The 24622-nt window shown below is 47.4% G+C and carries 20 protein-coding genes; 8 read left to right on the top strand and 12 right to left on the bottom strand.

The window, feature by feature from the left end; genetic code table 11:
- The first annotated feature begins 81 nt into the window (after nt 1-81).
- A complete protein-coding gene (locus HMPREF3144_RS08645; protein WP_105885092.1) occupies nt 82-897 on the top strand; it encodes a tRNA threonylcarbamoyladenosine dehydratase in 816 nt (271 codons plus the stop codon).
- Here HMPREF3144_RS08645 and HMPREF3144_RS08650 read toward each other — a convergent pair.
- Entirely contained in the window at nt 888-1586 is a 699-nt protein-coding gene (locus HMPREF3144_RS08650) for an SIR2 family NAD-dependent protein deacylase (protein WP_070477447.1), read from the bottom strand. The genes HMPREF3144_RS08645 and HMPREF3144_RS08650 overlap by 10 nt on opposite strands.
- 18 nt (nt 1587-1604) lie before the next feature.
- Nucleotides 1605-7340: an excinuclease ABC subunit UvrA gene (uvrA, locus tag HMPREF3144_RS08655; protein ID WP_070477449.1), complete on the bottom strand. Its 5736-nt coding sequence runs from the start codon at nt 7338-7340 to the stop codon at nt 1605-1607.
- Between the two features lie 290 nt (nt 7341-7630).
- Here uvrA and HMPREF3144_RS11720 point away from each other — a divergent pair, with 290 nt between their 5' ends.
- Both HMPREF3144_RS11720 and HMPREF3144_RS08660 read left to right on the top strand, forming a co-directional pair.
- Entirely contained in the window at nt 7631-7771 is a 141-nt protein-coding gene (locus HMPREF3144_RS11720) for a hypothetical protein (RefSeq protein ID WP_018026767.1), read from the top strand.
- A gap of 272 nt (nt 7772-8043) precedes the next feature.
- Entirely contained in the window at nt 8044-8967 is a 924-nt protein-coding gene (locus HMPREF3144_RS08660; RefSeq protein WP_070477451.1) for a glycosyltransferase family 2 protein, read from the top strand.
- 51 nt (nt 8968-9018) lie between these two features.
- Here the strand turns inward: HMPREF3144_RS08660 and HMPREF3144_RS08665 are convergent, their stop codons facing one another.
- Complete coding sequence (locus HMPREF3144_RS08665; RefSeq protein ID WP_070477453.1) at nt 9019-9576, bottom strand: hypothetical protein; 558 nt, start codon at nt 9574-9576, stop codon at nt 9019-9021.
- A 188-nt stretch (nt 9577-9764) separates the two neighbouring features.
- Between HMPREF3144_RS08665 and ettA the strand changes: the two genes are divergently transcribed.
- Entirely contained in the window at nt 9765-11438 is a 1674-nt protein-coding gene (gene ettA, locus HMPREF3144_RS08670; protein ID WP_070477454.1) for an energy-dependent translational throttle protein EttA, read from the top strand.
- Nucleotides 11439-11681: 243 nt separating this feature from the next.
- Nucleotides 11682-11891 carry a glycine zipper 2TM domain-containing protein gene (locus HMPREF3144_RS08675; RefSeq protein WP_018026772.1) on the top strand — a complete coding sequence of 70 codons (210 nt, stop codon included), beginning with the start codon at nt 11682-11684 and terminating at the stop codon, nt 11889-11891.
- Between the two features lie 67 nt (nt 11892-11958).
- On the opposite strand, the gene minE is transcribed toward HMPREF3144_RS08675, so the two are convergent.
- The 7 genes from minE to HMPREF3144_RS08710 form a co-directional block, all read right to left on the bottom strand.
- The gene (gene minE, locus HMPREF3144_RS08680) at nt 11959-12243 is read right to left on the bottom strand and encodes a cell division topological specificity factor MinE (protein WP_018026773.1); all 285 of its coding nucleotides are present in this window, start codon (nt 12241-12243) and stop codon (nt 11959-11961) included.
- A 3-nt stretch (nt 12244-12246) separates the two neighbouring features.
- Complete coding sequence (gene minD, locus HMPREF3144_RS08685) at nt 12247-13062, bottom strand: septum site-determining protein MinD (RefSeq protein WP_018026774.1); 816 nt, start codon at nt 13060-13062, stop codon at nt 12247-12249.
- A gap of 108 nt (nt 13063-13170) precedes the next feature.
- Nucleotides 13171-13944: a septum site-determining protein MinC gene (minC, locus tag HMPREF3144_RS08690; protein ID WP_070477456.1), complete on the bottom strand. Its 774-nt coding sequence runs from the start codon at nt 13942-13944 to the stop codon at nt 13171-13173.
- Nucleotides 13945-13972: 28 nt separating this feature from the next.
- A complete protein-coding gene (locus HMPREF3144_RS08695) occupies nt 13973-15724 on the bottom strand; it encodes a glutamine--tRNA ligase/YqeY domain fusion protein (RefSeq protein ID WP_070477458.1) in 1752 nt (583 codons plus the stop codon).
- A 171-nt stretch (nt 15725-15895) separates the two neighbouring features.
- Nucleotides 15896-16603: a hypothetical protein gene (locus HMPREF3144_RS08700; protein WP_070477460.1), complete on the bottom strand. Its 708-nt coding sequence runs from the start codon at nt 16601-16603 to the stop codon at nt 15896-15898.
- Between the two features lie 41 nt (nt 16604-16644).
- Complete coding sequence (murU, locus tag HMPREF3144_RS08705) at nt 16645-17346, bottom strand: N-acetylmuramate alpha-1-phosphate uridylyltransferase MurU (protein WP_070477493.1); 702 nt, start codon at nt 17344-17346, stop codon at nt 16645-16647.
- Nucleotides 17346-18395 (bottom strand): aminoglycoside phosphotransferase family protein, encoded by a 1050-nt coding sequence (locus HMPREF3144_RS08710; protein WP_070477462.1) that lies wholly within the window; start codon nt 18393-18395, stop codon nt 17346-17348. The genes murU and HMPREF3144_RS08710 overlap by 1 nt, the downstream gene beginning before the upstream one ends.
- A 181-nt stretch (nt 18396-18576) precedes the next feature.
- Between HMPREF3144_RS08710 and HMPREF3144_RS08715 the strand changes: the two genes are divergently transcribed.
- From HMPREF3144_RS08715 to rsmA, 3 genes are read left to right on the top strand one after another with little or no spacing between them, the layout of a single operon-like run.
- Nucleotides 18577-20994 (top strand): LPS-assembly protein LptD, encoded by a 2418-nt coding sequence (locus HMPREF3144_RS08715; protein ID WP_231552487.1) that lies wholly within the window; start codon nt 18577-18579, stop codon nt 20992-20994.
- The gene (locus HMPREF3144_RS08720; RefSeq protein WP_070477464.1) at nt 20995-22485 is read left to right on the top strand and encodes a peptidylprolyl isomerase; all 1491 of its coding nucleotides are present in this window, start codon (nt 20995-20997) and stop codon (nt 22483-22485) included.
- 24 nt (nt 22486-22509) lie between these two features.
- The gene (gene rsmA / locus HMPREF3144_RS08725) at nt 22510-23313 is read left to right on the top strand and encodes a 16S rRNA (adenine(1518)-N(6)/adenine(1519)-N(6))-dimethyltransferase RsmA (RefSeq protein ID WP_070477465.1); all 804 of its coding nucleotides are present in this window, start codon (nt 22510-22512) and stop codon (nt 23311-23313) included.
- A gap of 64 nt (nt 23314-23377) precedes the next feature.
- Here rsmA and gloA read toward each other — a convergent pair whose 3' ends face one another.
- A complete protein-coding gene (gene gloA / locus HMPREF3144_RS08730; protein WP_018026783.1) occupies nt 23378-23791 on the bottom strand; it encodes a lactoylglutathione lyase in 414 nt (137 codons plus the stop codon).
- A gap of 45 nt (nt 23792-23836) precedes the next feature.
- Nucleotides 23837-24610, bottom strand: a complete 774-nt coding sequence (locus tag HMPREF3144_RS08735; protein WP_070477467.1) for a lysophospholipid acyltransferase family protein — start codon at nt 24608-24610, stop codon at nt 23837-23839.
- Between the last annotated feature and the right edge of the window lie 12 nt (nt 24611-24622).

The following is a 24622-nucleotide window of genomic DNA, read 5'->3' on the forward strand; positions in this document are numbered from 1 at the left end:
TAGTTTAGATTTTAGTATAACATTAGCCTTGTTTATCAGCGTGATGGACTGATGTTTCACAAGGTGATTAGGAGAGCGATTTTGTCCCTACATGATTATGATCTAGCGCGTCGTTTTGGCGGTTTAAAGCGTTTATATGGTGAATCAGCATTAGATATTATAGGCGCCAAATCGGTGATGGTGGTCGGTCTCGGGGGCGTTGGTTCTTGGGCTGCAGAGGCTTTAGCTCGTAGTGCGGTGGGTCGTTTAGTGTTGGTGGATTTGGATGTGGTGGCCGAGTCTAATATTAATCGCCAAATTCATGCACTTAGCAGTACCTTAGGTAAAAATAAAATTGAAGCCATGGCTGAGCGGCTTGATGAGATTAATCCCGAGCTGCAATTGCTGTTGATTGATGAGTTTATTGAGCCGGCCAATGCCCATCAGCTGATTGCTGAGGCGAGGGTGGATGCGGTGTTGGATTGTGCCGACCAGGTACAGGCCAAAATTGCCATGACCTTGGTGTGTAGGGAGTTAGGTATTTATCATATGATGTGTGGTGGGGCCGGCGGCAAGCAAAATAGTTTAGCCTTAAACTTCTCTGATCTGAGTCGAGCCCGCAATGATGCCTTATTAGCTAAAGTTCGTCAGCAATTGCGTAAGCATCATGGTTTTGCCAGGGGCAGTGATAGCCACGGGCGAGCACTTAAAAAGCTACCCGCTATGGGGGTACCATGCTTATGGATCGATGAACCGGCCCTGATGCCATGGCAAACTACCGTGGATAGCGCAGCGGGGGCACCACTTACTCAGGCGCCTCAGGGCTTGGCTTGTGCTGGCTACGGTTCATGCGTGACAGTCACGGCCGCCATGGGCTTAGCGGCGGCCAATCAGCTATTAAGGCATTTTTATACTTGATGCTGTTGTCGTAGCCGTGCTGCTAATTGACGCATGCCTTCAGAGGCGCCGCATTGGTAGAAGTTATCCGGGTGGCAAAACTGATTTTCTAAGCCTTTATCAATCACATAGAGTTCACAATGCGGAGGGATAAAGTCGATTAAACCAGCGGCTGGATAGACTTTCATGGAGGTACCGATGACCAGTAGTAGATCGGCGCTCGAGGCAATTTCCGCCGCTTCTTGCATGGCGGGTACCATTTCCCCAAACCATACAATATGCGGGCGTAATTGCACGCCACGCTCGTCCACATCACCGAGCTGTAAATCGTCCAGCAATTGGATAATGCCTGATTCTTCTGAATCGACTGGACGCACTTTACGCAGCTCACCGTGTAAATGCAGTACCTTGCTAGAGCCGGCACGCTCATGTAGGTCATCCACATTTTGCGTGATCACCTGCACATCAAAAATATCCTCCAAGTCGGCGAGGATTTTGTGAGCTGCATTTGGTTCTACGGTGTTGAGCTGCGCACGGCGTAAATTATAAAAACGCATCACCAGCTCAGGATCGCGATTGAAGGCATCAATGGTAGCCACATCCTCAACCCGATGTTCTTCCCAGAGACCGTCGGAATCTCTAAAGGTTTTTAAACCACTTTCAGCAGAAATCCCAGCACCTGATAAAACAACTAATTTCTTTTTTGACATTCATCCATCCCCTAAAATTTAATCATTTCTTTGCATGAAATCTTTAAGTGCTTGACCGGTGTGTGAGCGTTGATGTAATTTAATCAGCGTTTCTGGGGTGCCGGCCGCCACTAAGCGACCACCTTCGGTACCACCCTCTGGTCCTAAATCTAAAATCCAATCGGCTTCGGCCATAATATCTAAATTATGCTCAATGATGACGACTGTATTGCCTGCATCCACCAATCGATGAATGACTTGGATTAATTTTTTAACATCGGCCATGGATAAGCCGACACTGGGTTCATCCAGCACATAAAGCGTATGTGGTGCCGAGGAGGCGCGACCGCTCTTATGGATTCCCTCATCAAGTCTGGCCTTTAGTAATTCGCTCACTAGTTTAAGCCGTTGTGCTTCACCGCCAGAGAGGGTAGGCGAGGGCTGACCGAGGGTCAAGTAGCCTAAACCCACATCCTGCAGTAGCTTTAAACCGCGATGGATTTTAGGATGTGCCGTAAAGAAATCAATCACCTCATCGACTTCTAACTTTAAAATATCCCCGATATTTTTATCTCGTACCTTAACGGCCAAGGTTTCAGGATTAAAGCGCTCACCGCCGCAGAGCTCACATGTTAGTTTAACATCTGGCAAAAAGCTCATTTCAATGGTGCGCATACCTTGTCCTTCACAGGCTGGGCAGCGACCCTCCCCGGTATTGAAGGAAAAACGTGAGGCATTCCAACCGTGTAATTTTGCTAGACGTGTTTCGGCAAATAAGCGTCGCACATCATCCCAAATGCCAATATAGGTTGCTGGGGTAGAACGAGGTGTTTTGCCAATGGGGGTTTGATCCACTTCAAGAATGCGTTCTAGCTTTTCCCAGCCGATAATTTCATCGCAGCCATGGTAGCTCGTGGTTGGCTCTTTTTGAGCAAGCTTTGTACGTAGATTCTGTAGTAACACATTGCGTGCTAGGGTTGATTTACCGGAACCGGATACCCCCGTTATCACACTGAGACGACCGATAGGAATTGCCGCATCAACGCCCTGTAAATTATGCAGGGTGGCATTTTTGATCTGCACCATGGGATGATCCTCTGGCACCTCACGTCGTGGTTGCATGGGGTGCTGCATCGGATGGCGTAAGAATTCACCTGTGAGTGAATGGGCTGCGTTTAAAATGTCCTCATAACTACCTTGAGCAATCACACGACCGCCACGGGTACCGGCACCTGGGCCCATATCAATAATATGCTGCGCCCGTTTAATGGTATCTTCATCATGCTCGACCACCACCAGGGTATTGCCATTACCTTCTAGATGAGTGAGCGCATTTAAAAGAATCTGATTGTCGCGTGGGTGCAGGCCGATAGTTGGTTCATCCAGTACATAGCAGACCCCCTGTAGATTCGATCCTAGTTGTGCTGCTAGGCGAATACGCTGTGCTTCACCGCCGGATAAGGTGGGTGCAGCGCGATCAAGGCTGAGGTAATTTAATCCCACATTGCGCATGAATCGCAGACGACTGCGAATTTCCTGCAACACGTCACGGGAAATTTGCTCTTCGCGCGCAGTCAGTTTGAGCGCTAAAAAGAATTCCTCTAGCGCCTCTACCGAAAGTTCACTGAGTTTATGAATGGGTAGCTTTTGCCAAAGAATATTGCGCGCCACTTCATTGAGACGTGCCCCATGACAACTTGGGCAAACGCTATCCTCAGCTTCTGCTTCACGATTGAGCCAAGCCGTTTCTTCACCGCTTAACTCCTCATTAAAGCCTTTTAATTTTAAACCAGTACCGTAGCATGTCTCGCACCAACCATGTTTGGAATTATAGGAGAAAAGTCGCGGATCCGGTTCCGGGAAGCTGCGGGCGCAAGACGGGCAGGCACGTTTAATGGAAAAATGCTTTTGACTAAGATATTCTGGCGTTAAGGGTTGCGCCGGGTCAAGCTCAAATAAAATACTCAATTGACCTTGACCATGGTGTAGTGCCGTATCGATGGCCTCACGTAGCTCCACTTCGTTTGCCGGATCGACGGTAATATCCAATACCGGGAGTTCAATCGTATGTTCTTTATTGCGATCCAGCCGTGGCCAAGGATTGACAGGAATAAATTCATTATCCACGCGCAGATGGGTGTAGCCTTTATTGTCCGCCCATTTAGCCAAATCCGTGTAATAACCCTTGCGTGCGGTAATCAGGGGCGCCATGATGCCGATACGTTGAGCCCGATGATGGCTCATGATATGGGCCATGATTTGCTCTGGGCTTTGCGGTTCCACCGGTACCTGACAACAAGGGCAATATTGTGTACCTAGTTTGACGTACAAAAGCCTTAAGAAATGATGAATTTCTGTCATGGTGCCGACGGTGGATTTATAACCACCGCGACTGGTTCTTTGTTCAATGGCTACCGTGGGCGCAATGCCGTAGATGGCATCGACCTCAGGTTGACCTGCCGGCTGTACAATTGAGCGGGCATAGGCATTTAGCGATTCCAGATAGCGGCGTTGACCCTCTTGGAACAGAATATCAAAAGCCAAGGTAGATTTACCGGAGCCAGATACCCCAGTGATCACGGTAAATTTATCGCGTGGGATAGTCACATCAATCCCTTTAAGATTGTGCTCGCGGGCATTCAGAATCTCAATGGCATGCTGGTTTTTTACGCGTTGATGTACTTGACTATTATCTTGATAAGCACGGCGCATACCAGGTTTGGAGGTAATCACTGCGGCGTCTGTGAGTTCATGCTTTGGCTTGTTGCTTAGCGTTGTTAGTGAGTGCTTAGTGGTGTCAGCGCTGTGAACAATTTCCGCCTCATAGGCCGCCAGGGCCTGACCGGTATAGGATTCAGGCATGGTTTTGAGGGTCTCCGGTGTGCCTTGGGCCACGATGCGACCACCCTGTTCGCCCGCGCCCGGACCTAAGTCAATGACCCAGTCAGCAGCGCGTATTAAGTCCAAATTATGTTCGATAATAATTAATGAATGCCCAGCTGCCAACAGCTTTCTAAAGGCATGCATTAAACGTGCCACATCATCAAAGTGCAAGCCAGTGGTGGGCTCATCAAAGAGGAAAAGCGAGCCTTTTAGCGCGAGTTGCTTAGCGCGACTGCGACTACGGCTGCGCGCTGCCTCCGCCAAGTGTCCGGCTAATTTTAGGCGTTGCGCTTCACCCCCTGATAAAGTCGGTACCGGTTGCCCCAGTTTGACATACTCTAAACCCACATCAATTAAAGGTTGTAAGGCATTTTGTACATCTCTTAAGCCTTTAAAAAAGTTTAAGGCTTGGTGCACCGTCATTGCCAAGACCTCATCAATGGAGGCGGATTGACCTAAATGCTCAACCCGCACCTCACAGATCTCATCTCTAAAGCGCTTGCCATGGCAATCCGGACAGCGTAAATAAACATCCGACAGGAATTGCATTTCAATATGTTCAAAACCGGTGCCTTTACAGGTAGGGCAACGACCGTCACCACTATTGAAGCTGAAGGTACCGGCTTTATAACCCCGCTCAAGACTCAGCGGGGCATTGGCAAAGAGCTTACGAATGGCATCAAAGGCGCCAACATAGCTGGCTGGGTTGGAACGGGCCGTTTTACCGATGGGGCTTTGATCGACCATCACCACCGAGGCGATTTGTTCCGCACCTAAGAGATGACGGTATTCGCCCGGCGCTTCTGTGGGTTGAGCAAAATGCTTTAATAGGGCGGGGTAGAGTACATCCTGAATCAGGGTCGATTTGCCGGAACCGGATACGCCGGTGACACAGACTAAACGCCCTAAAGGAAAGGATACATCGATATTATCCAAATTATTGGCCTTAACGCCCTCAAGCAGCAGTCGTGGTGTATTGGCACTGACCTTCATGGCTAAGGGCGATTCCACTCGCAGTACATCACCTAAATACTTACCGGTAATGGTGTCGGCCTGACGTAATTGCGCCGGCGTGCCGTCAAATACGATTTCACCACCGCGCTCACCTGGCCCCGGACCAATTTCCAGGATACGATCGGCCGCCACCATGACTTGGGGATCATGCTCAACCACGACTAAGGTATTACCAACATCGCGCAGGCGCTGCATGACTTCCACAATTCGACTCATATCGTGGGGGTGTAGACCGATCGAAGGCTCATCTAAGACAAAGAGGGTATTGACCAAGGAGGTGCCAAGCGCAGTCGTCAGATTAATACGCTGCACCTCACCCCCGGAAAGGGTCCGACTTTGGCGATCTAAGGATAAATAATCCAGGCCAACATCACACAGATATTGCAGTCGATGACGTATTTCTTGCAGCACCAAATCACTCGCTTTATTGACTTCTTTATCAAAATACGAGCTATGAAAATAATCTCTTAAATGACCGATGGGCAATTGCATGAGATCATGAATTGCTAGACCAGGTAGCTGTGCTAGGGTTTCGTCAGACCAGCTGGCGCCGACCGGCATAAAACGCTTATAACGGCCTTCGGCATAATCATCTTGTTGGCCGTCGCCTAAACGCCATAAATTGGCCTCTGCTTTTAGGCGCGAGCCATGACAAACCGGGCAGGGGGTGTAGCTTCTGAATTTGGATAACAGTATACGCACATGCATGCGATAGGACTTCGTCTCTAACCAGTCAAAAAAGCGCTGTATGCCGTACCATTGATGATCCCATGCGTTACGCTTGCCGCTCCATTCGGGGTCGCCTTCGATGACCCATTGCTTTTCAGCGGCATTTAACTCACGCCAAGGGACGTCGGTACGAATGCCCACGCGCTTGGCGTATTTCATCAGATCATCTTGCTGCTCTTTAAAACTAGGTGTCTGCCAAGGTCGAACCGCACCCTCGGCCAAGCTCAGACTTTCATCGGGTATTACGAGCCCGTAATCAATGCCCATGCTGCGACCAAAGCCGCGACAATGCTCACAGGCACCGATAGGCGAGTTAAAAGAGAAGGTGCTTGCGAGCGGCTTATGGTAGGAAATATCACAGTGGGCGCAATGTAAATGCTGACTAAAAGGCCACACAAGTTGCTCGCCACTATCCGTTTCTGCAAACACACGGCAAAAGCCTTGGCCATGCGTTAAGGCATGCTCCAAAGCCTCACTCACACGCTCACTTTCCGCTTTGGAAAAGCGGAATCGATCCTGTATCACATATTGTTTTTTCATTACTTGCAGCTTAGTTTTTTTACTTTTCTTATCGCTCACTTCACGAGTCACTTCCTCCTCGCTGTGAATGCGTGTATAACCTTGCTGCTCTAAAAAGCGCTTGACCTCCTCTGCGCTGAAATTGCTTGGCACTACAATAGGGAAGGTCACATACAGTCTAGGATCGCCATGTGCTTGGCTGAGTTCAGCTAGTTGTGCCTGGATTGATTGAATGGTGTCTTGCTGCACGGGGGCGGCACATTGGCGACAAAATAATTTCGCTGCATGCGCATACAGTAATTTAATATGATCATTAAGCTCTGTCATGGTCCCAACCGAACTGCGGGAGGTGCGTACTGGATTGGTCTGATCAATGGCAATGGCTGGCAAGATGCCCTCAATACGCTTTACCTGAGGCTTGTCCATCCGGTCTAAGAACTGACGCGCATAGGGTGAGAAAGTCTCTACGTATTTGCGTTGCCCCTCGGCATAGAGCGTATCAAAGGCTAAGGAACTTTTGCCAGAACCCGATACCCCCGTCAGCACGGTAATCTCGCCGGTCTTTATACTGAGATCAAGGTTCTTAAGATTATTTTGTTGAGCACCGAAAATACGAATGTGTGATGACATATGCTAATTAACTCACTATGCCCGTAGGGCTGATGGCCTATGGCGAAGATAGAATGCTGTGGGTATACGACTTAAACAGATGGCGGCAAATTACCGCTTTTCAAGCGACTTTACTGTGTAAACGATGGCTTCTATTATCGCCCGTAATATAGCCTAAAGACGACATTTTAAAGTTAGCTGCATAAAAACATAGGCTTAGCTAGCGTATCAGCAGAAAATATGCTAAGATTATCGATTACCAAAGTTTTTAGCAGTTTCATATTTTAATTAGTTTTTAATCAGAGGCAGTCATGGCAGAAATTAAACGTACGCGCCGTAACACGTTAGAGCGTCGTTGCATCAGCAAAGAGTTGAAGCGTTTATATTCAACTTCGCCAAAAGGCGTTTGGAAGATGTTAGAAAAAGTCAGCCAAGCGAATAAGCTTAAGTAGTACTTTTTAGCTTGGGTATACCTAGCTTATCAGTTTAGCTTTTAGGCATTAGTTTCTAAGTAGCTTAGAAATCAAGCCTAAGCGGTATTCAAGCAGGCATGGCCACCGTTCTTTCACGGTGGCTTTTTAGTTTTTACTCACATAGGATCGTTGATGCTAAAGCATCGTATCGCTAGCAGGCATGAAATGTTTTGTAAACAATCGTGCTATCTTGCGATGTGAATTAGGGTTACACTACCTTTTAGTTTAGCTTTTTCTAAGATCATCTTATTATGAATCAATACGGTTTTACCGTGCTCACGCCGACCTATAATCGGGCTGACACCTTGCCACGCGTGTATGAATCACTCAAAGCCCAAGATTTTGGGGATTTTGAGTGGCTAGTGATCGATGATGGTTCAACCGACAATACCGCCGACTTAGTCTTAGCCTGGGCAAATGAAGGTATTATTCCCATTCGCTACGCCTGGCAACCAAATCAACATAAAAAAACTGCATTTAATCACGGGGTCTCGATTGCACAAGGCGAGTTAATTGTTGCCCTAGATTCGGACGATACGCTCTTGCCAAATGCCTTATCGTCGATGTGGGAGACGTGGCATCGTATTCCGGCCATTAAGCGTGCAGGCTTTATTGCCGTGACCGGGCTTTGTCAGCGACCGGATGGTTCAATTGTTGGTGATAAGTTCTTTCGTGATGAGGTCGATATGAGCTCTATCGATATGTACTTTAAGCACCATCCTCGGGGTGAGAAGTTCGGCTGTCTCAATACTGAGATTTTGCGCTGCTTTCCCTTTCCTGAGGCGTATGATGGCTTTGTGCCTGAGAGTATTGTTTGGCGTGAAATAGCGCGTGCTGGTTATTTAACACGTTTTGTTAACGATGTTTATCGAGTGTATTATGACTCTGGCGATTCGCTCAGCCGACAAGGCGCCAGCAACGCTTCTCAGCATGCCTTGGGTTTGTTGCTGCTAGCCCATGATACGGTTGAAAAAAGCATTGCTTGGTTTTTTAAAAATCCACTCGAGTTTTTTAAAGCGGCTGTGCGCTATACCCGTTTTCGATTGCACCTTAAGGCCAAGGGGATTGCACGACCGGAGGCAACACGATTGCGCAACCCGGCCGCTTGCGTATTGGTGGCCTTAAGCTATCCGCTTGGTTTGGCCCTTTTTTTAAGAGATAAAGCGCTACCTTAAAAGCAAATGCCTCCGCTTCCTTTGAGCTGCTCGGAGGCCTTTTAATATAGTTTAGTGCTCACTATCTTTATGAGAAGAGGGTAGGCGTTGGTGTTCAACCCAATCCTCATCATCATCGCTGTCCCAATCCTCGGTATCAAGCCAGTCGTCAATATCATCCACTTCACGTAGGCTCAAAGGCACTAGCTCCTCGATTTCATCGGCCGTGGTAACCAGCTCGAACTCATCATTAACCAAAATAAAGCGCTCGGCAAATTGTCCCTCATCAGCATTAAACATAATGCTAAATAATAGACGGCACTCGTAGACCTGGCTGCTGATATCCTCTAAGCCACCGGCACTACCGATAATCGTTGAATCGGCACCGCCTAGCAGTAGAAATTGACCTTCGTCTTCATCCTTGACCGCATGAGGCTCTTCGACCTCATCTGCATCGGCGGCTTGTTGTGGGCTAGCATTGGCGTCGAGGACCTGTGCAAAAATGGCCACTTCAACGCCCTCATCGGTGATGTTTTTTTCACAAAGTACACATTTACCGGTCCAGGCGCTTAAGGCATCGGCCGTTTTGGCTAAAATTTCGAGTTCTTCGTCTGTAAATACTTTTTTCATGATAAATTTGCTTGATTTATATACACTGAATCAAAACAATCGATCTTAATCTATGTCATGGCGCTTAGGCACCAGTCATAGCTATTTTCTAAACAATAAGTTGATAAATGGCGGTGGTTACAACAGTTTACCCCGCTTTTGATTACAATTAGCCTGTTTCTTACATCTTATTTTACTACTGATTATTTATGGCTCAATTCGTTTATACAATGAACCGTGTGGGCAAAATTGTCCCACCCAAGCGTCAAATTCTTAGAGATATTTCCCTATCCTTTTTCCCCGGTGCCAAAATCGGTGTGCTCGGTCTTAATGGCTCGGGTAAATCGACTTTATTAAAAATTATGGCTGGAGTGGATAAAGAAATCGAGGGTGAGGCCATTCCGATGCCCGGCATCAGCATTGGTTATTTACCGCAAGAGCCGCAGCTTAATCCGGAGCATACGGTACGGCAAGCGGTGGAAGAGGGCTTGGGTGAGGTCTTTGCGGCGCGTAAGCGCTTGGATGAGGTGTATGCCGAATATGCTGAACCTGATGCTGATTTTGATGCCTTAGCTGCTGAGCAGGCAGAGTTGGAGGCGATTATTGCTGCAGCTGCCACCGGTGGTAGTGATGATATTGAACATCAGTTGGAAATTGCTGCTGATGCTTTGCGTTTACCTCCGTGGGACGCCAAGGTTGAGCATTTATCCGGGGGTGAGAAGCGTCGTGTCGCCTTGTGTCGTTTACTTTTATCTAAGCCGGATATGCTGTTGCTTGATGAACCGACCAACCATTTGGATGCCGAAAGTGTGGAGTGGTTAGAGATTTTCTTGCAAAAGTTCCGCGGTACCGTGGTTGCTGTGACTCACGACCGTTACTTTTTAGATAATGCTGCCGAATGGATTTTAGAGTTAGACCGCGGTCACGGTATTCCTTGGAAGGGCAATTATTCTTCTTGGTTAGAGCAAAAGGAAAATCGCTTAAAGCAGGAAGAGGCTGCAGAGAGTGCTCGTCAACGCACCATTAGTCGTGAATTGGAGTGGGTGCGACAAAATCCTAAAGCGCGTCAGGCCAAGTCTAAGGCCCGTCTGGCACGTTTTGAGGAGCTTTCATCGCATGAGTATCAACGCCGCAATGAAACCCAGGAAATCTTTATCCCTGTGGCTGAGCGTTTAGGTCAGGAAGTGATCGAATTTGTGAATGTCACGAAGTCCTTTGGTGATCGGGTCTTAATTGATGATTTAAGCTTCCGGGTGCCGGCTGGTGCCATTGTCGGTATTATCGGTCCGAACGGCGCCGGTAAATCGACCTTATTTCGTATGATTGCGGGTCAAGAACAGCCCGATAGCGGTGAGGTGAAGCTAGGGCAAACGGTAAATCTAGCCTATGTGGATCAATCACGGGCTAGTTTAGACGATAAAAAAACGGTTTTTGATGTGATTGCTGACGGTCAAGATGTACTCACCGTAGGCCGTTTTGAAATGCCTGCGCGTGCTTATTTGGGTCGTTTTAACTTTAAAGGCTCCGATCAAAGCAAAATCACCGGTGAGTTGTCAGGCGGTGAACGCGGTCGATTGCATTTAGCTAAAACCTTAATTAGTGGTGGTAATGTCTTGTTGCTTGATGAACCGTCTAACGATTTAGATGTAGAGACCTTACGTGCACTTGAGGATGCCTTGCTGGAGTTTGCCGGTACGGTGATGGTGATTAGCCACGACCGCTGGTTCTTAGACCGTATTGCAACCCATATTCTTGCCTTTGAGGGTGATTCACAGGTTTATTTCTTTGAGGGTAACTATCAGGAGTACGAAGAGGATAAGAAGCGTCGTCTTGGCGAGGATGCTGCTCAGCCTAAACGCATTCGCTATAAATCCTTAAAATAAAATTTTAAATTTATTATTTAGTAACAGGAACTTAAAAAGACTAGTTAAGGTAATATCTAAGTTGAAATGCTTTTCAAATGGATACATTTCAATAAGTATTCCAATAGTATTTGCGATTGATATGGGTTATGTTAGTAGGGCTGAGTGCGTGGTGGGTTTTATTAGTCTGCGACGCAGATCAGTGTTAAGTTCCTCAGTTAAACCTGCCATTGACTGAGTTTTTAAAGCAAAATGAGGTGAATTATGAAAACTACAATCGGCAAGTATTTTGTGTTGGTGGCCCTAGTGGGTAGTTTAACTGCGTGCCAAAACCTGTCTACGCGTGATAAGAGTACGATCGCCGGTGCAGCTATCGGTGGTGGTGCGGGTGCCTTGATGACGGGTGGTAGTGCCTTAGGTACTGTGGGTGGTGCAGCAGTGGGCGGTGTCATTGGTAACCAGGTCGGTAAGTAATTAATACGTTCAGGCAAAAAAACCGAAGATACTCTCTTCGGTTTTTTATTGGGCGCGTGAGATTAATTTAGGCCTTTTTTGCTTCTTTGGCAGCATTAATCTCTTCTTGGCTCATTTCAATCTTGACTTCAAGTACCTCTAAGCTGTCTTGCTTGTCGAGCGATACCTTAATATCGTCAGGATTGACTTTAACGTATTTGGAAATCACCTCAATCAGCTCTTTTTGTAGCTCAGGCAAGAAGTCAGGACCGTCATTGGCATCGCGTACTAAAACAAAGCTGATACGCTCCTTAGCAATTTTGGCTGAGTCGGACTTTTTTCTTTCACCTAATAGTAATTTAAGTAAAGACATGAACTACTTCCCTCCGAAAATACGTTTGAGTAAACCCGTCTTTTCGGGGGTAGTGAAGCGCATCGGTTTATCAGCGCCTAAATAGCGATCAACCACATCCTCATAGGCTTGAGCAACCTTGCTGTCTTTCAGGTGAATCACTGGTGAGCCCGTATTGGAAGCTTGAATGACATCGTCAGACTCAGGAATCACGCCGATTAAGCCGATGCGTAAGATGTCCTCAATGTCTTGGATTGAAAGCATATCACCCTCTTCAACGCGCTTAGGGTTGTAGCGCGTAACGACTAAATACTCTTTAATCGGTTCTTCAGAGTTAACAGCGCGCTTGGATTTTGAAGATAAAATACCCAAGATACGATCTGAGTCACGTACCGATGAAACCTCCGGGTTAGTCACAACTAAGGCATCATCCGCATAATAGGCAGCCATCAGAGCACCTGTCTCAATACCAGCAGGGGAGTCACATACAATATACTCAAAACCCATGGCTTTAAGATCGTCTAGTACCTTGCCCACCCCCTCAACGGTCAGTGCGTCTTTATCGCGTGTTTGCGAGGCTGGCAAAATATAGAGATTATCAAGTTGCTTATCCTTAATGAGTGCTTGGTTTAGAGTTGCTTCCTCACTAATCACATTAATAAAGTCATAAACCACGCGACGCTCACAACCCATAATCAAGTCCAGGTTACGTAAACCCACATCAAAGTCGATAACCGCTGTTTTGTGACCGCGCATCGCCAGGCCAGCAGCAAAGCTAGCGCTAGTGGTGGTTTTGCCGACGCCACCCTTGCCGGAAGTTACAACAATAATACGTGCCATAGAGATTCCTATTGTTAAAAATTTGGCTACTATCTTAACCCAAAATTAAAGTGGCTGTATATGCTTCAATGCTTCTGTAAAACATTGTTGCATATAGCTTTTTTGCTTTTAATTGAAGTCCTCACCGGAATGAAAGAGGAGAGACTCATGCTCTAGCTCGATAATGGCTGCTTTTTTATGAGTTTCTGGTGAGAAATCCTCATCAATCAGTCGATAAATACCGGCAATAGCGACTAGTTCGGCATCCAAGTGCGAGGTGAAAATACGTGCTGCGGTATTACCGCGCGCACCAGCAATCGCACGACCCCGTAATGGTCCATAAACGTGGATATTACCATCGGCAATAATCTCGGCGCCGGGACTAACCGCACCAATCACAATCAAGTCCGCATTGCGTGCATAAACGCGTTGGCCAGAACGTAATTGACGCTTTAACACCATGGTCGGTTTGCTAGCCTCAGTCGGTGCTTCCTCGCGTGATGGCAGGTCCTGGACAGACGTGGTGGTTGCTGTGGATTCTAATACCACCGCTTCGGTCGTTGGACTGGGCTCCGGCGCTTCACGGTTAGGTAGATTATCAACATCAATAATGTACAAACCGCGCCCCTCGGCTTGCTCTAGCAGCTCGCCCTGGGCACTGACACCAATCACTGGAAGATTTTTCTTGTTAAGAAAATCTAGCAGTTCGGCCCAAGCTAAGGGCGCTTCAATCTCATTGACATCAATAATTAAAGGCTCATTTAAAAATAAACTGCCGGTTTTAGCTAATCTATCCTCCAAGGCCGCTTTAATTTGCTCAATATCATTGCTTTGCAGAATTAAACGTAGGGTATAAATAAAGCCACCCTTTAATTGCAAAACCGGTGCTGTTTGATTACTCACGCTAATGCCTATTTAAAATAAATAAAAATTAAACCCAGTTATCACGTAGCGTCGTACTACGATTAATCACTGTTTTGTCTTGCGCTTCGCCATCGACATAGAAATAGCCCAAGCGCTCAAACTGCCAACGTGCGCCCGGGGTGATGGTCGTACCCGGCTCAATAAAGCCAGTGACGGTTTTGACAGAATCGGGGTTAATAAACTCGAGAAAGTCTTGACCGCCCGCGTCTGGATTTTCTACCGTAAACAAACGGTCGTAAAGCTTGACCTCAACCTCATCGGCATGCGCTACACTGACCCAAGTAATGGTGCCTTTGACCTTGACACTAGCGGCACCAGGGGTACCACTCTTGGTGTCAGGTAGATACTCGGCGTAGACCTCAATCACATTACCATCTTCATCCTGTTTGAAGCCGGTACACTTGACGATATAGGCGTATTTTAAACGCACTAAATTATCCGGGAAAAGGCGGAAGTACTTTTTAGGTGGGTTTTCCATAAAGTCTTCGCGCTCAATCCACAGCTCGCGGCTAAATGGAAACTCACGCATACCCTGCTCAGGATTATGTGGGTGCTTAGGCGCTTGGCAGAGCTCGGATTGACCCTCAGGGTAGTTAGTAATAATTAACTTAATCGGATCCAGTACGGCCACCGCACGGTCAACCTTGGGATCCAAGTCATCACGCAGAGCCTGTTCGAGAATATTGTAATCAATGCGGGAATCCGCTTTAGATACCCCGATACGCTCACAGAATAAACGAATCGCTTCCGGCGTGTAGCCACGACGGCGTAAGCCCATAATCGTCGGCATACGTGGATCATCCCAGCCCTCGACAAAATGATCGTCCACTAAGCGCTTTAAGCGACGCTTACTGGTAACCACATGATTTAAGTTTAAACGGGCAAATTCGTATTGATGAGGACGTTGCTCTGGCAGATGCCCTAGGGCGATTAACTTGTCAATGACCCAGTCATAAAAAGGTCGCTGATCCTCAAACTCAAGTGTACAAATACTATGCGTAATCATTTCCAGCGCATCCTCCAGCGGATGAGCAAAGGTGTACATCGGATAAATTGGCCAATCCATGCCGGTACGATGATGTGCCTCATGGCGGATTCGGTAAATCACCGGATCACGCATATTGATATTAGGCGATTTCATATCAACCTTGGCGCGTAAACAAAGACTGCCATTAGGGTGCTTGCCTGCACGCATCTCTTCGAAGAGTGTCAAAGACTCCTCAACCGGACGGTTGCGCCATGGTGAGTCCATCCCGGGCGCAGTCAAGGTACCGCGATTTTCACGAATTTGCTCAGGGCTTTGTTCATCCACATAGGCATCACCGCTTTCGATTAAGGCAAGCGCAAACTCATAGAAAAACTGGAAGTAATCACTGGCAAAGTATAAATGCTCCTTGCCGTCGTAGTTCCAATCAAAACCTAGCCACTTGACCGTATCAATAATGCTGTCAACGTAAGCTTGCTCTTCTTTTTCGGGATTAGTATCGTCAAAGCGTAGATGACATTCACCACCATAGTCGCGCGCTAAACCAAAGTTTAGACAAATACTTTTGGCATGACCGATATGTAAGTAGCCATTAGGCTCGGGTGGAAAGCGCGTACGAATGCGGGCAGAGTCTCTTGGTGCGTCTTGCTGCACCGATAAGGGGCCTGGTCTGCCGGCCCAACGCTTATTTTGGAACTTATTTGCGCTCAGATCATTTTCAATAATGGTGCGCAGAAAATTAGAAACAGGTACGTCTGAATTAGATGCACTCATAGGTGATAAATAATGAATAATTAAATTTAAATAATACTCTCCATTGTGCCATATTCGAGGTCTGGATAAGCCTATTTAAGACAGTGGAAAGTAAATATCAACAACTCAAGCCGTGGCTTAGGCTCAGGGCTGGGCTCAGTCTTAGCAGCGCCAGCCAGCGTCATCGCATGATTAGTTTACGTTAAAGGTGCGGCGACCTAAGACCTCGCCACTAGCGGCGTTTTTAACGGTAAAGGTAACGACGGTAGCGGTTAGCGTACGTTGTGCTTCATCATATTCAAGTTCACCGTTCAACTGCGTCATGGTACCCACGGTGGCATGAACAGCTGGGGGGCTGGTACGGCCTAGGCGACCATTACGGTAGCGTCCCTCAATATTGCTCTCAATCGTGACCTCAATGTCCTCTGCTTGATCCTCTCTTTTCATGAGCAGTAGGTCGTAGTGTAATTTGCCTAATTCAGCCTTTAAGTTAGCGTGTCTTAAGCCGACCGGGGTGGCGTTAGGATCCTGCGGAATAGCACGTCTTAGGAGCTCAATTTCTTGCTTTAATTGAGAGATTTTTGCTTCCGCTTCCTGATGCTGTGTTAATAAACGACTGTTTTCAGTTTCGGTTTGTTGTAGGTTTTGGCTGAGCTCTTCGCCACGGGCCTGTAAGGCGTATTGCTCTTGGTTTAGCTGACTAATTTGTTGATTAAGCTGGTGTGACTCCTCGACCGTGATGCGAGTAGCACCGTAATTGGTTTGTAAAAACCAATAACCGCCCGCACCGATAATAACGCCGGTAAATAAAATCACTAACCAACGTGGCATGCCCCGTTTGCGACGGCGACCAGTTTCGTAGACGGAGGGTTTAAAGGCTCGATTTGAGGATCTGAACATAAAAATTCCTATTAACTGCTAAATTCCTTAATGAATGGGGCTTATTTGCATAATTGATTGTTTAGTAATTCAAGGCGCTCAGGTGTTCCCACATCTACCCACTGACCTCGATAATGCTGTCCCACCACTTGATCACTAAGCATCGCATGCTTAAGCAGGGGGGCTAAAGGTGCTTTTTGACCACTCGCAAGCCCTTTAAAAAGGCTTGGGTGATAGACCCCAATACCCGCAAAGGTAAGGCTGTCACTGGGAGCGCTTAAGTGGTTGCGAGGGTGTATTCTGCCATTGCTGTTTAAAATAAAGTCACCCTGCGGATTATGCGCTGGATTATCGACCAATAGCAACCAGGCTTGGGCCGCACCCTGATCAATGGCGTTAACATGATTCATCGCCTCGATAGGGTTCCAATCGCACCAAACATCGCCATTCATCACTAAAAAAGCATAATCACCTAATAGCGGTAGCGCTTTTGTGATGCCGCCTGCGGTTTCCAAGGCCTCATCACCCTCAGGCGAGTATACGATGCTGACGCCGTAGCGTGAGCCATCACCCAAATAGCTCTCAATCTGTGAGCCTAACCAAGCATGGTTAATCACAATATCAGTAATACCGGCCGCTTGTAAACGCTCGATATGATGCACGATAAGCGGCTTATTGCCAACCTCAAGTAAGGGCTTCGGGGTGTGGTCGGTGAGCGGGCGCATCCGTTCACCACGGCCGGCCGCTAGGATCATCGCTTGGATCAAAAGGTGTACCTCGCTTCAACAGTGATATTTTCCAGACGATCAAGAATGCGCGCAATAATTGCAAACTCATGATAACGATTAGCTACTTGGCGAATATAAGCAAGCACCCGGGGGATATGCTCCAAATACTGCTGTTTATGATCGCGTATGGCGAGGCGGGCAAACACACCTAAAATGCGAAGATTGCGTTGTAAGCTCATGGTCTCATATTGACGATAGAAATCGCCAAAATCCTCGGGCACCGGTAGCCCGGCTGCTCGCGCCTTTTCCCAATAACGAATGGCCCAGTCTAACTGTTGCGGCTCATCCCAGGTAGTGCGTGCATCCATCACCAAGGAGGCTAGGTCATAAGACAGCGGGCCATATAACGCATCTTGGAAATCAATAATGGCGGGATTCCTAGCCTCCTGCTCTGGTGATATTAGCATCAGATTAGGGGAGTGGAAGTCACGGTGCACAAAAACCTGTGGTTCCTGTGCATTAAAGGCAGCGAGCGCATCCAAGGTCGGGTAGAGGCGTTGCTTTTCAAGGTCTGTCAGCTGATTCTGACAATGCTTTTCGATATACCATTCCTCGAAGATATTCATCTCCTCACGTAGGCGTGGTGCATCATAGGGTGGTAGATGAGCAGCAGGCGTTTGTTGCATCTGTACGAGTGCATCTAAGGCCTCACGATAGATGCCTTGTAGTGTTGCATCATCTAGGCCAGCTTGTACTGCTTGATAATACGTAGTTTGTCCCAGGTCTGAGAGTAATAAAAAACCGGCTTGCTGTTCCTGTTCCAAGATTTTGGGAACGGTTAAACTCTGTTGCTCCAGTAGCTGATCAATGGCGACAAACACTGCACAGTTTTCATGCGGGGGCGGCGCATCCATAATAATCAGCGTCGTTTGTTGGGCGGTGCTGTAAATACGGTAGTAACTTCTAAAGCTGGCATCCGAAGAAGCCGCTTCCAAGGTATCAAAGTCGAATTGATACTTTGCTGTCAGTGCAGATAGCCATTGATTTAATTGCTTTGAACGTTCGGCTGTGATTGTTAAGGCCATAAACAATAAATAAATTTAATAGGGACAGAATTTAATGTAACTGAATGACTTGCTATAAAATATAGCGTTTACATCGTTAAAATATCAATAATTTTAGAACATACTAAGCCCTTATGTCTTTTAAGCTGGCTTAGTTTTACTTTTAGTTGCAGCAGGTTTTTGCTTTTCCCAATCGGAATACATGGTGTTTAGAGGCAGTGCTTTAGTTCTTATCGTTTTAGTCGCTATGGGTGGAGCCCAGGCCCAAAGCCCTGGTTTGCGTGTGCCGCTGCTGGAATCGCCGATGTTAGGTGAGAATAAGGCAGGGCAAGATGATATTGTCACCATCACCGATAGTAAAACGGTTGATGTGGTTGATGATAGCAATCAACTGATTCTGCAGGGGGGCGCACAGGTCAGGCGTGCTGATGTGATTTTAAAGGGCGATCGTATTACATACGAACGTGAGCTCGGCCGAATTCGCTCCGAGGGGCATGCCCGCCTTTTACAAGAGGGTAATTTATTTACCGGAGAGGAAATCGAGTACAACGTCAATACAGAGAGCGGTGAGTTTCTGGGCCCGATCTATTCCTTTGCCGATGGTAGCTCCGGTCGTGCTGATTTTGCTGATATGTTGGATCGTAATCATCTGCGTTTATTTAATGCGACCTTTGCCTCATGCCCTTGCCCTGACCCTTCTTGGTATTTAGCTGCCGAGCGTGTTGATATTTACGATGATGAAAATGAGGGTATTGCTCGCAATGCTAAAGTCTATGTGGGTGATATACCGGTTTTTTGGTCGCCGTATTTTACCTTTCCATTACGTCAGGAAAAGAAAACGGGTTTTTTAACCCCGACTTTTTCCTATTCTTCACGTAGTGGTGCTGATATTATTGCGCCGTATTTTATTAACTTAGCCCCTAATTACGATGCTACTTTGACGCCGCGTTGGTTATCTAAGCGGGGACTGATGCTGGGCGGTGAGTTCCGCTATTTGCAGCCGACCTATTCGGGTCAATTGACTGCGGCTTATCTACCTCGGGATAAGCATTTCAATAATCAGAAGCGTTGGACTTACGGTATTACGCATCGTCATCAACTGGGCAGCTTATTCGGTTTTAACTTTGGTTTTAATTTGAATTGGAATAAGGCTTCAGACGGTAACTATTTCCGAGATTTAGATGATTTGGAAGTTACGGAAGCCGATCGTACCTACTTAAATCAAAGTGCTACCTTAACGTTTTCTGGGCATCAGTACTGGAGCGGTTTTTTGCGTTGGCAGCAGTATCAGGGTTTGCATGATCTGAACTTAAATAGTGAGACCCCGGGTGCGGGTGTTTATCGTCAATATGAGCGTAAGCCTGAGCTATTAATTCGCGGTGCGCGCTATGATTGGGGTGGTTTTGACCTGAGCACGGTTAATACACTGACACGGTTTGAGTTTCCTAAGTTTCCGGCCGAGTTAAATGGTGCACATTTCTATTGGCCCAAAAATCGCGGTCATTCTAGGTATGATGGGACGCGTTTAAGCTCATACTCTACTGTCAGTTATCCTATTGTGCGACCGGGTTGGTATATTACCCCCAAGTTAGGCTTGCATTTTTCCCATTATGAAACGGACTGGTATAGGGATTTGCCCAACGGTGGTTTTTGGCCACAAAGTGGTCGTGGGGTAGCGCGTGATCGTGCTCAAAGTCGTACCTTGCCGATTTTTAGTGTAGACTCTGGCATGACCTTTGAGCGTGAAACCACGTTTTTTGGCAAGCCCTCAAGACAAACCTTGGAGCCTAGACTTTACTACTTATATATACCATTTAGAGATCAGTCGGGTATCCCGGTTTATGATACGTCGGTCAGTCAGTTTGGCTTTGGTACTGCCTTTACTGAAAATCGCTATAGCGGCGGCTGGGATAGAATTAATAATGCCAATCGACTGACCTTAGGATTGACTACGCGGTGGTTGGATGCAAATAGTGGGCTTGAGCGCTTGGCTTTGCAGGTAGCCCAAAGTTTTTCTTTTGAACCTCAAAAAGTCACACTTTCTAATAATGAGCAATTAGCTAATAACCGTTCCGAGTTTTTGGCTTCCCTAAGTGCTCGTCTTACGGATAAGCTAAATACTGAAGCAGCGCTACAATATGATCCTTATGAAAAGAAAATTGCTCAGTCAAGCGTTTCGCTGCGCTGGAACCCAAAGCGTTTGACCTCTTTGAGTTTATCGTACCGCTATCAGCGTGATCCTTTATTGAATGAAAGTGGTGGGATCTATTCCTATCAATTGCCTTCCAAAGAAAATTTGATTGTTGCCGGTCAATGGCCGATCACAGCAAAAGTGAATGCGGTTGGGCGTTTTGATTATTCATTTAAAGAAAGACGTTCTACTCAGAGCGTTGCTGGCATCGAATATCGTAGTAATTGTTGTTGGTCGGCGCGGGTATTATTCCAAAGATATGCAGTTGCACAAGAAAAAACGAATTCACGAGTGTTTTTCCAGTTAGAATTAAATGGTTTAGGTGCCTTAGGCTCAGATCCTATGAAAACGATTCGAGATAGCATTCCAGGATACGAATCGACAGAGGTGCCGGTACCGGTACGTTCTACATTTGAAAGGTATGAATAAATGCGTAAACAAGTTACATTACGACAATTGGCATTAAAAGCCTTGCCTTTAATGCTTTTGGCCTTGCCAATGACATTGGTCCAAGCTCAAACAAAGGGAGCTCGAGCCGCTCAACAGGGGCAATTTGCTGATGGTATTGCTGCGATTGTCGGCACCGAGGTTATAACCATGCGTCAGTTACAGGAGCGTATGGCGGCTAATCGTGTAGCAGGTAATGATCGTCGCGCTCAAGATCAGGTGTTACAAGGCATGATCGATGAGTTACTGGTTGAGGATGAGGCCCAGCGCTTAGGCCTAGAAATCAGTGATGGTCGTATGCAACAGGTGATTGCTGAGATTGCCGCTAATAACAATATGACGCCTGAGCAGTTACGTGAGGCAGCCCGTCAGCATGGTATTGACTGGACTACTTATGTCGAGGGTTTACGTAACCAGGTCTTATTGGATGAGGTACGCGGTCAAATTTTAATGTCCCGTATTCATGTGACGCCAGCGGATGTGGAGGCCTATATTAAGCAAAATCCGACTGGTGTCTCACCTAATTATCGCCCGCAAGTGATTCAGCCTGAAGCGCCACCGCCGGAAAAGCGCATTGTCGTAGAGCAGAGCTTTGAGCCTAAAGCGATTGCTTTCCAGCATATTTATATTCGGGTGCCCGATAACTCCTCAGAAGAGGTGGTTGAGGCGGCACGTAAACGCGCCAATGAGGCCTTACAAAAAATTCGTGGTGGCACAAGCTTTGAGGCGGTAGCCCGCGAGTACTCCAATGCACCTGAGGCAGCAGAAGGTGGTAACTTAGGTATTCGTTTATTTGAAGATTGGCCTAAATTATTCGTGGACCAGACACGTAATGTTCGAGATGGTCGCGTCTCAGGTGTCTTCCGGGCCCCAAATGGTTTCCATATTCTGAAGGTGGTTGAGCGTCGTGGTTTAATCCATGAGCGCCAACGCGAAGTCGTGGTACAAGCCCCTCGACCAGCCCCTATTGTGGTTCATGATCCACGGGTGCAGGCAGCACAACAAGAGGGTCCGGTCGAAGTGACTGATTCACATGTGCGTCATATTCTGATTCGTCGCACCCCGATTATGACGGATGAGCAAGCGCATGAGCGCATTCTTCAGGTACAGCAAGCGATTCAGAGCGGTATGAGTTTCTCCGAAGCGGCAGAAAAGTACTCTGACGATTCCTCAGCACCAATTGGTGGGGATATTGGTTGGATCACACCGGGTCAAGCCGATCCGGCCTTTGAAAAGGCGGCCGATAGCTTACAAATTGGTCAAATCAGTGAGCCAGTACGTAGTTCATTTGGTTGGCATTTGATTGAGGTGATGGAGCGACGCACGGAGGACAAGCAAGCCTCTATCCGTAAGTCCTTGGCTAATGAGGCGATTTTTGAGGAGCGTGCGGCCGCCGTATTAGAGGATTGGATTGAGCAGCTCAGAGGTCGCACCTTTATTGATAATCGTCTTGAGCAAAAGCGAAATCGCTAGTTTTTGATCTATAGGTAGAGTGCATTGGCGCATCAAGCTCGTAAACGTTTCGGTCAGCATTTTTTAGTTGATGAGTATATTATCAACGCCATTGTGAATGCCATTGCTCCTCGTGAGGATGATCTGATGGTGGAAATCGGTCCTGGTCAATTGGCCATGACCGAGCCATTGTTGGTGCGACTAAAGCAACTCACAGTGATTGAGATCGACCGCGACTTAGTACAGCGTTTAGCCAGGCGCTACCCCGCAGAGCGTTTGCGCGTGATTGAGAGCGATGTACTAAAAGTCGATCTCAAAGCGCTCTTTGCTGAGCGTATAAGCGCATCGACTAGGAAGCTGCGCGTGGTGGGTAATCTTCCTTATAATATTTCCACGCCGATTTTATTTCATTTGATGGAATATGTGGATTTGATTGAGGATCAGCATTTTATGCTGCAAAAAGAGGTGGTGCAACGCATGATTGCTGAACCAGGCTCTAAGGACTACGGTCGGCTTTCTGTGATGCTGCAACAACGTTATGCCATGGAGGGGCTCTTTGATGTGGGTCCCGAGGCCTTTGATCCTCCACCACGGGTTGATTCTGCCATTGTGCGCATGATCCCATTAGCTGAGGATAGACTACAGCCAAAAAACTATCAGCTATTTGCTGAGATTGTAGCCCAAGCTTTCGGTCAGCGACGCAAGATGATTCGACGTAGTCTAGCTCAATGGCGCTTGGATTTTGCGGCTTTGGGGATTGAAGCGACGGCCAGAGCTGAGGATCTTAGTTTGCAGCAGTTTATTGCCTTAGCGGATGCCGTGGATAGTGCAGGTGTAGGACAAAATTAAGTTCCTCCCGAGCGAGCGCTAACGCTTGTCCGGGAGGGTGAGTGTTGGGCGCTAAGGCTCTGTTCTACCGTAGGCCCGTGCCGGGGGCGTTCATATCCTTTCTTTCGATAAATTCGATTTTATAACCATCGGGATCTTCAACAAAGGCAATCACGGTTTCACCGCCCAGTACGGGACCGGCTTCACGCGTGACTTTACCACCCGCAGCTTTGACCTTGGCACAGGCTTCATAGGCATCTGGCACACCAATGGCAATATGACCATAGGCCGTACCCATCTCGTACTCCTCAACCCCGTAGTTATAGGTTAATTCGATTTCAGCTTGTTCGGGGTTGGAGGCGTAACCGAGAAAAGCAAGCTTATACTTATATTCGGGGTTATCGGAAGTACGTAATAAGCTCATGCCTAAGACCTTGGTATAAAAGTCAATGGATCGCTCCAAATTGCCTACGCGTAACATGGTATGTAGTATTAACATGAAAACTCCTTATGAATTGGTTCAGCTTAGCATTGTCATGCTATTTTAGCGCTTCTTTTTGCTCTGGGCATAGGGTGTGTCCGCTGGATCCTGGCTAGGATAATCCTCGGGGTTTAGGCGGATCATCTCTGACTCAATCCACTGCTCAACCGCTGCCATGATTTCCTCACTGCTACGATCGCCAGGACTGATGGCTGGGCCAAAGGAGAGGGTCACGCAGCCAGGCTTTTTAATAAAGGCGTTGCGTGGCCAGACTTTACCGGCATTATGCGCGACCGGGATGATATCGCATTGTGCATGCATAGCAAGGCGTACGCCACCTGGCTTATAGCGACCCTTGGTGCCAACCGGGGTGCGTGTCCCTTCGGGAAAGAGCACCGGTGAGCGCCCCTCTTTAATGCGTTTCGTGCCCATACGCAGTACTTGCCGCAGTGCCTCCGAGGCTTTGGCGCGGTTGATTGGGATATTGTTTAAGCTGGCTAGCGCCCAACCAAAGAGCGGGATATACTCCAAGCTCTTTTTATACACTAAGACCACTGGGAAGGGCGTGAACCACGGTAAAAATAGGGTTTCATAAGCGGATTGGTGCTTGACTAAATAGATCACCTGACGATCGGTGGGGATATTTTCCTTACCTTTGACCTCATAGCGAATCCCTAAAATCACCTTGGCTAAATAAATTAAAAGCCGTGGCCAAAGCACTGCAAAGCGATAGCGCTTAGCAAAGGGCAGCGGTCTGGCTAAAACAATCAGCGGACCTAAAATCAAGGCACTGACAATAAAGCAAAAGGCATAAATGAGGGAGCGAATAAAGTTCATCCGGCAACTCCG

Source organism: Oligella sp. HMSC05A10 (genome assembly GCF_001808335.1).
GTDB classification, from domain to species: Bacteria; Pseudomonadota; Gammaproteobacteria; order Burkholderiales; family Burkholderiaceae_B; genus Oligella; species Oligella urethralis.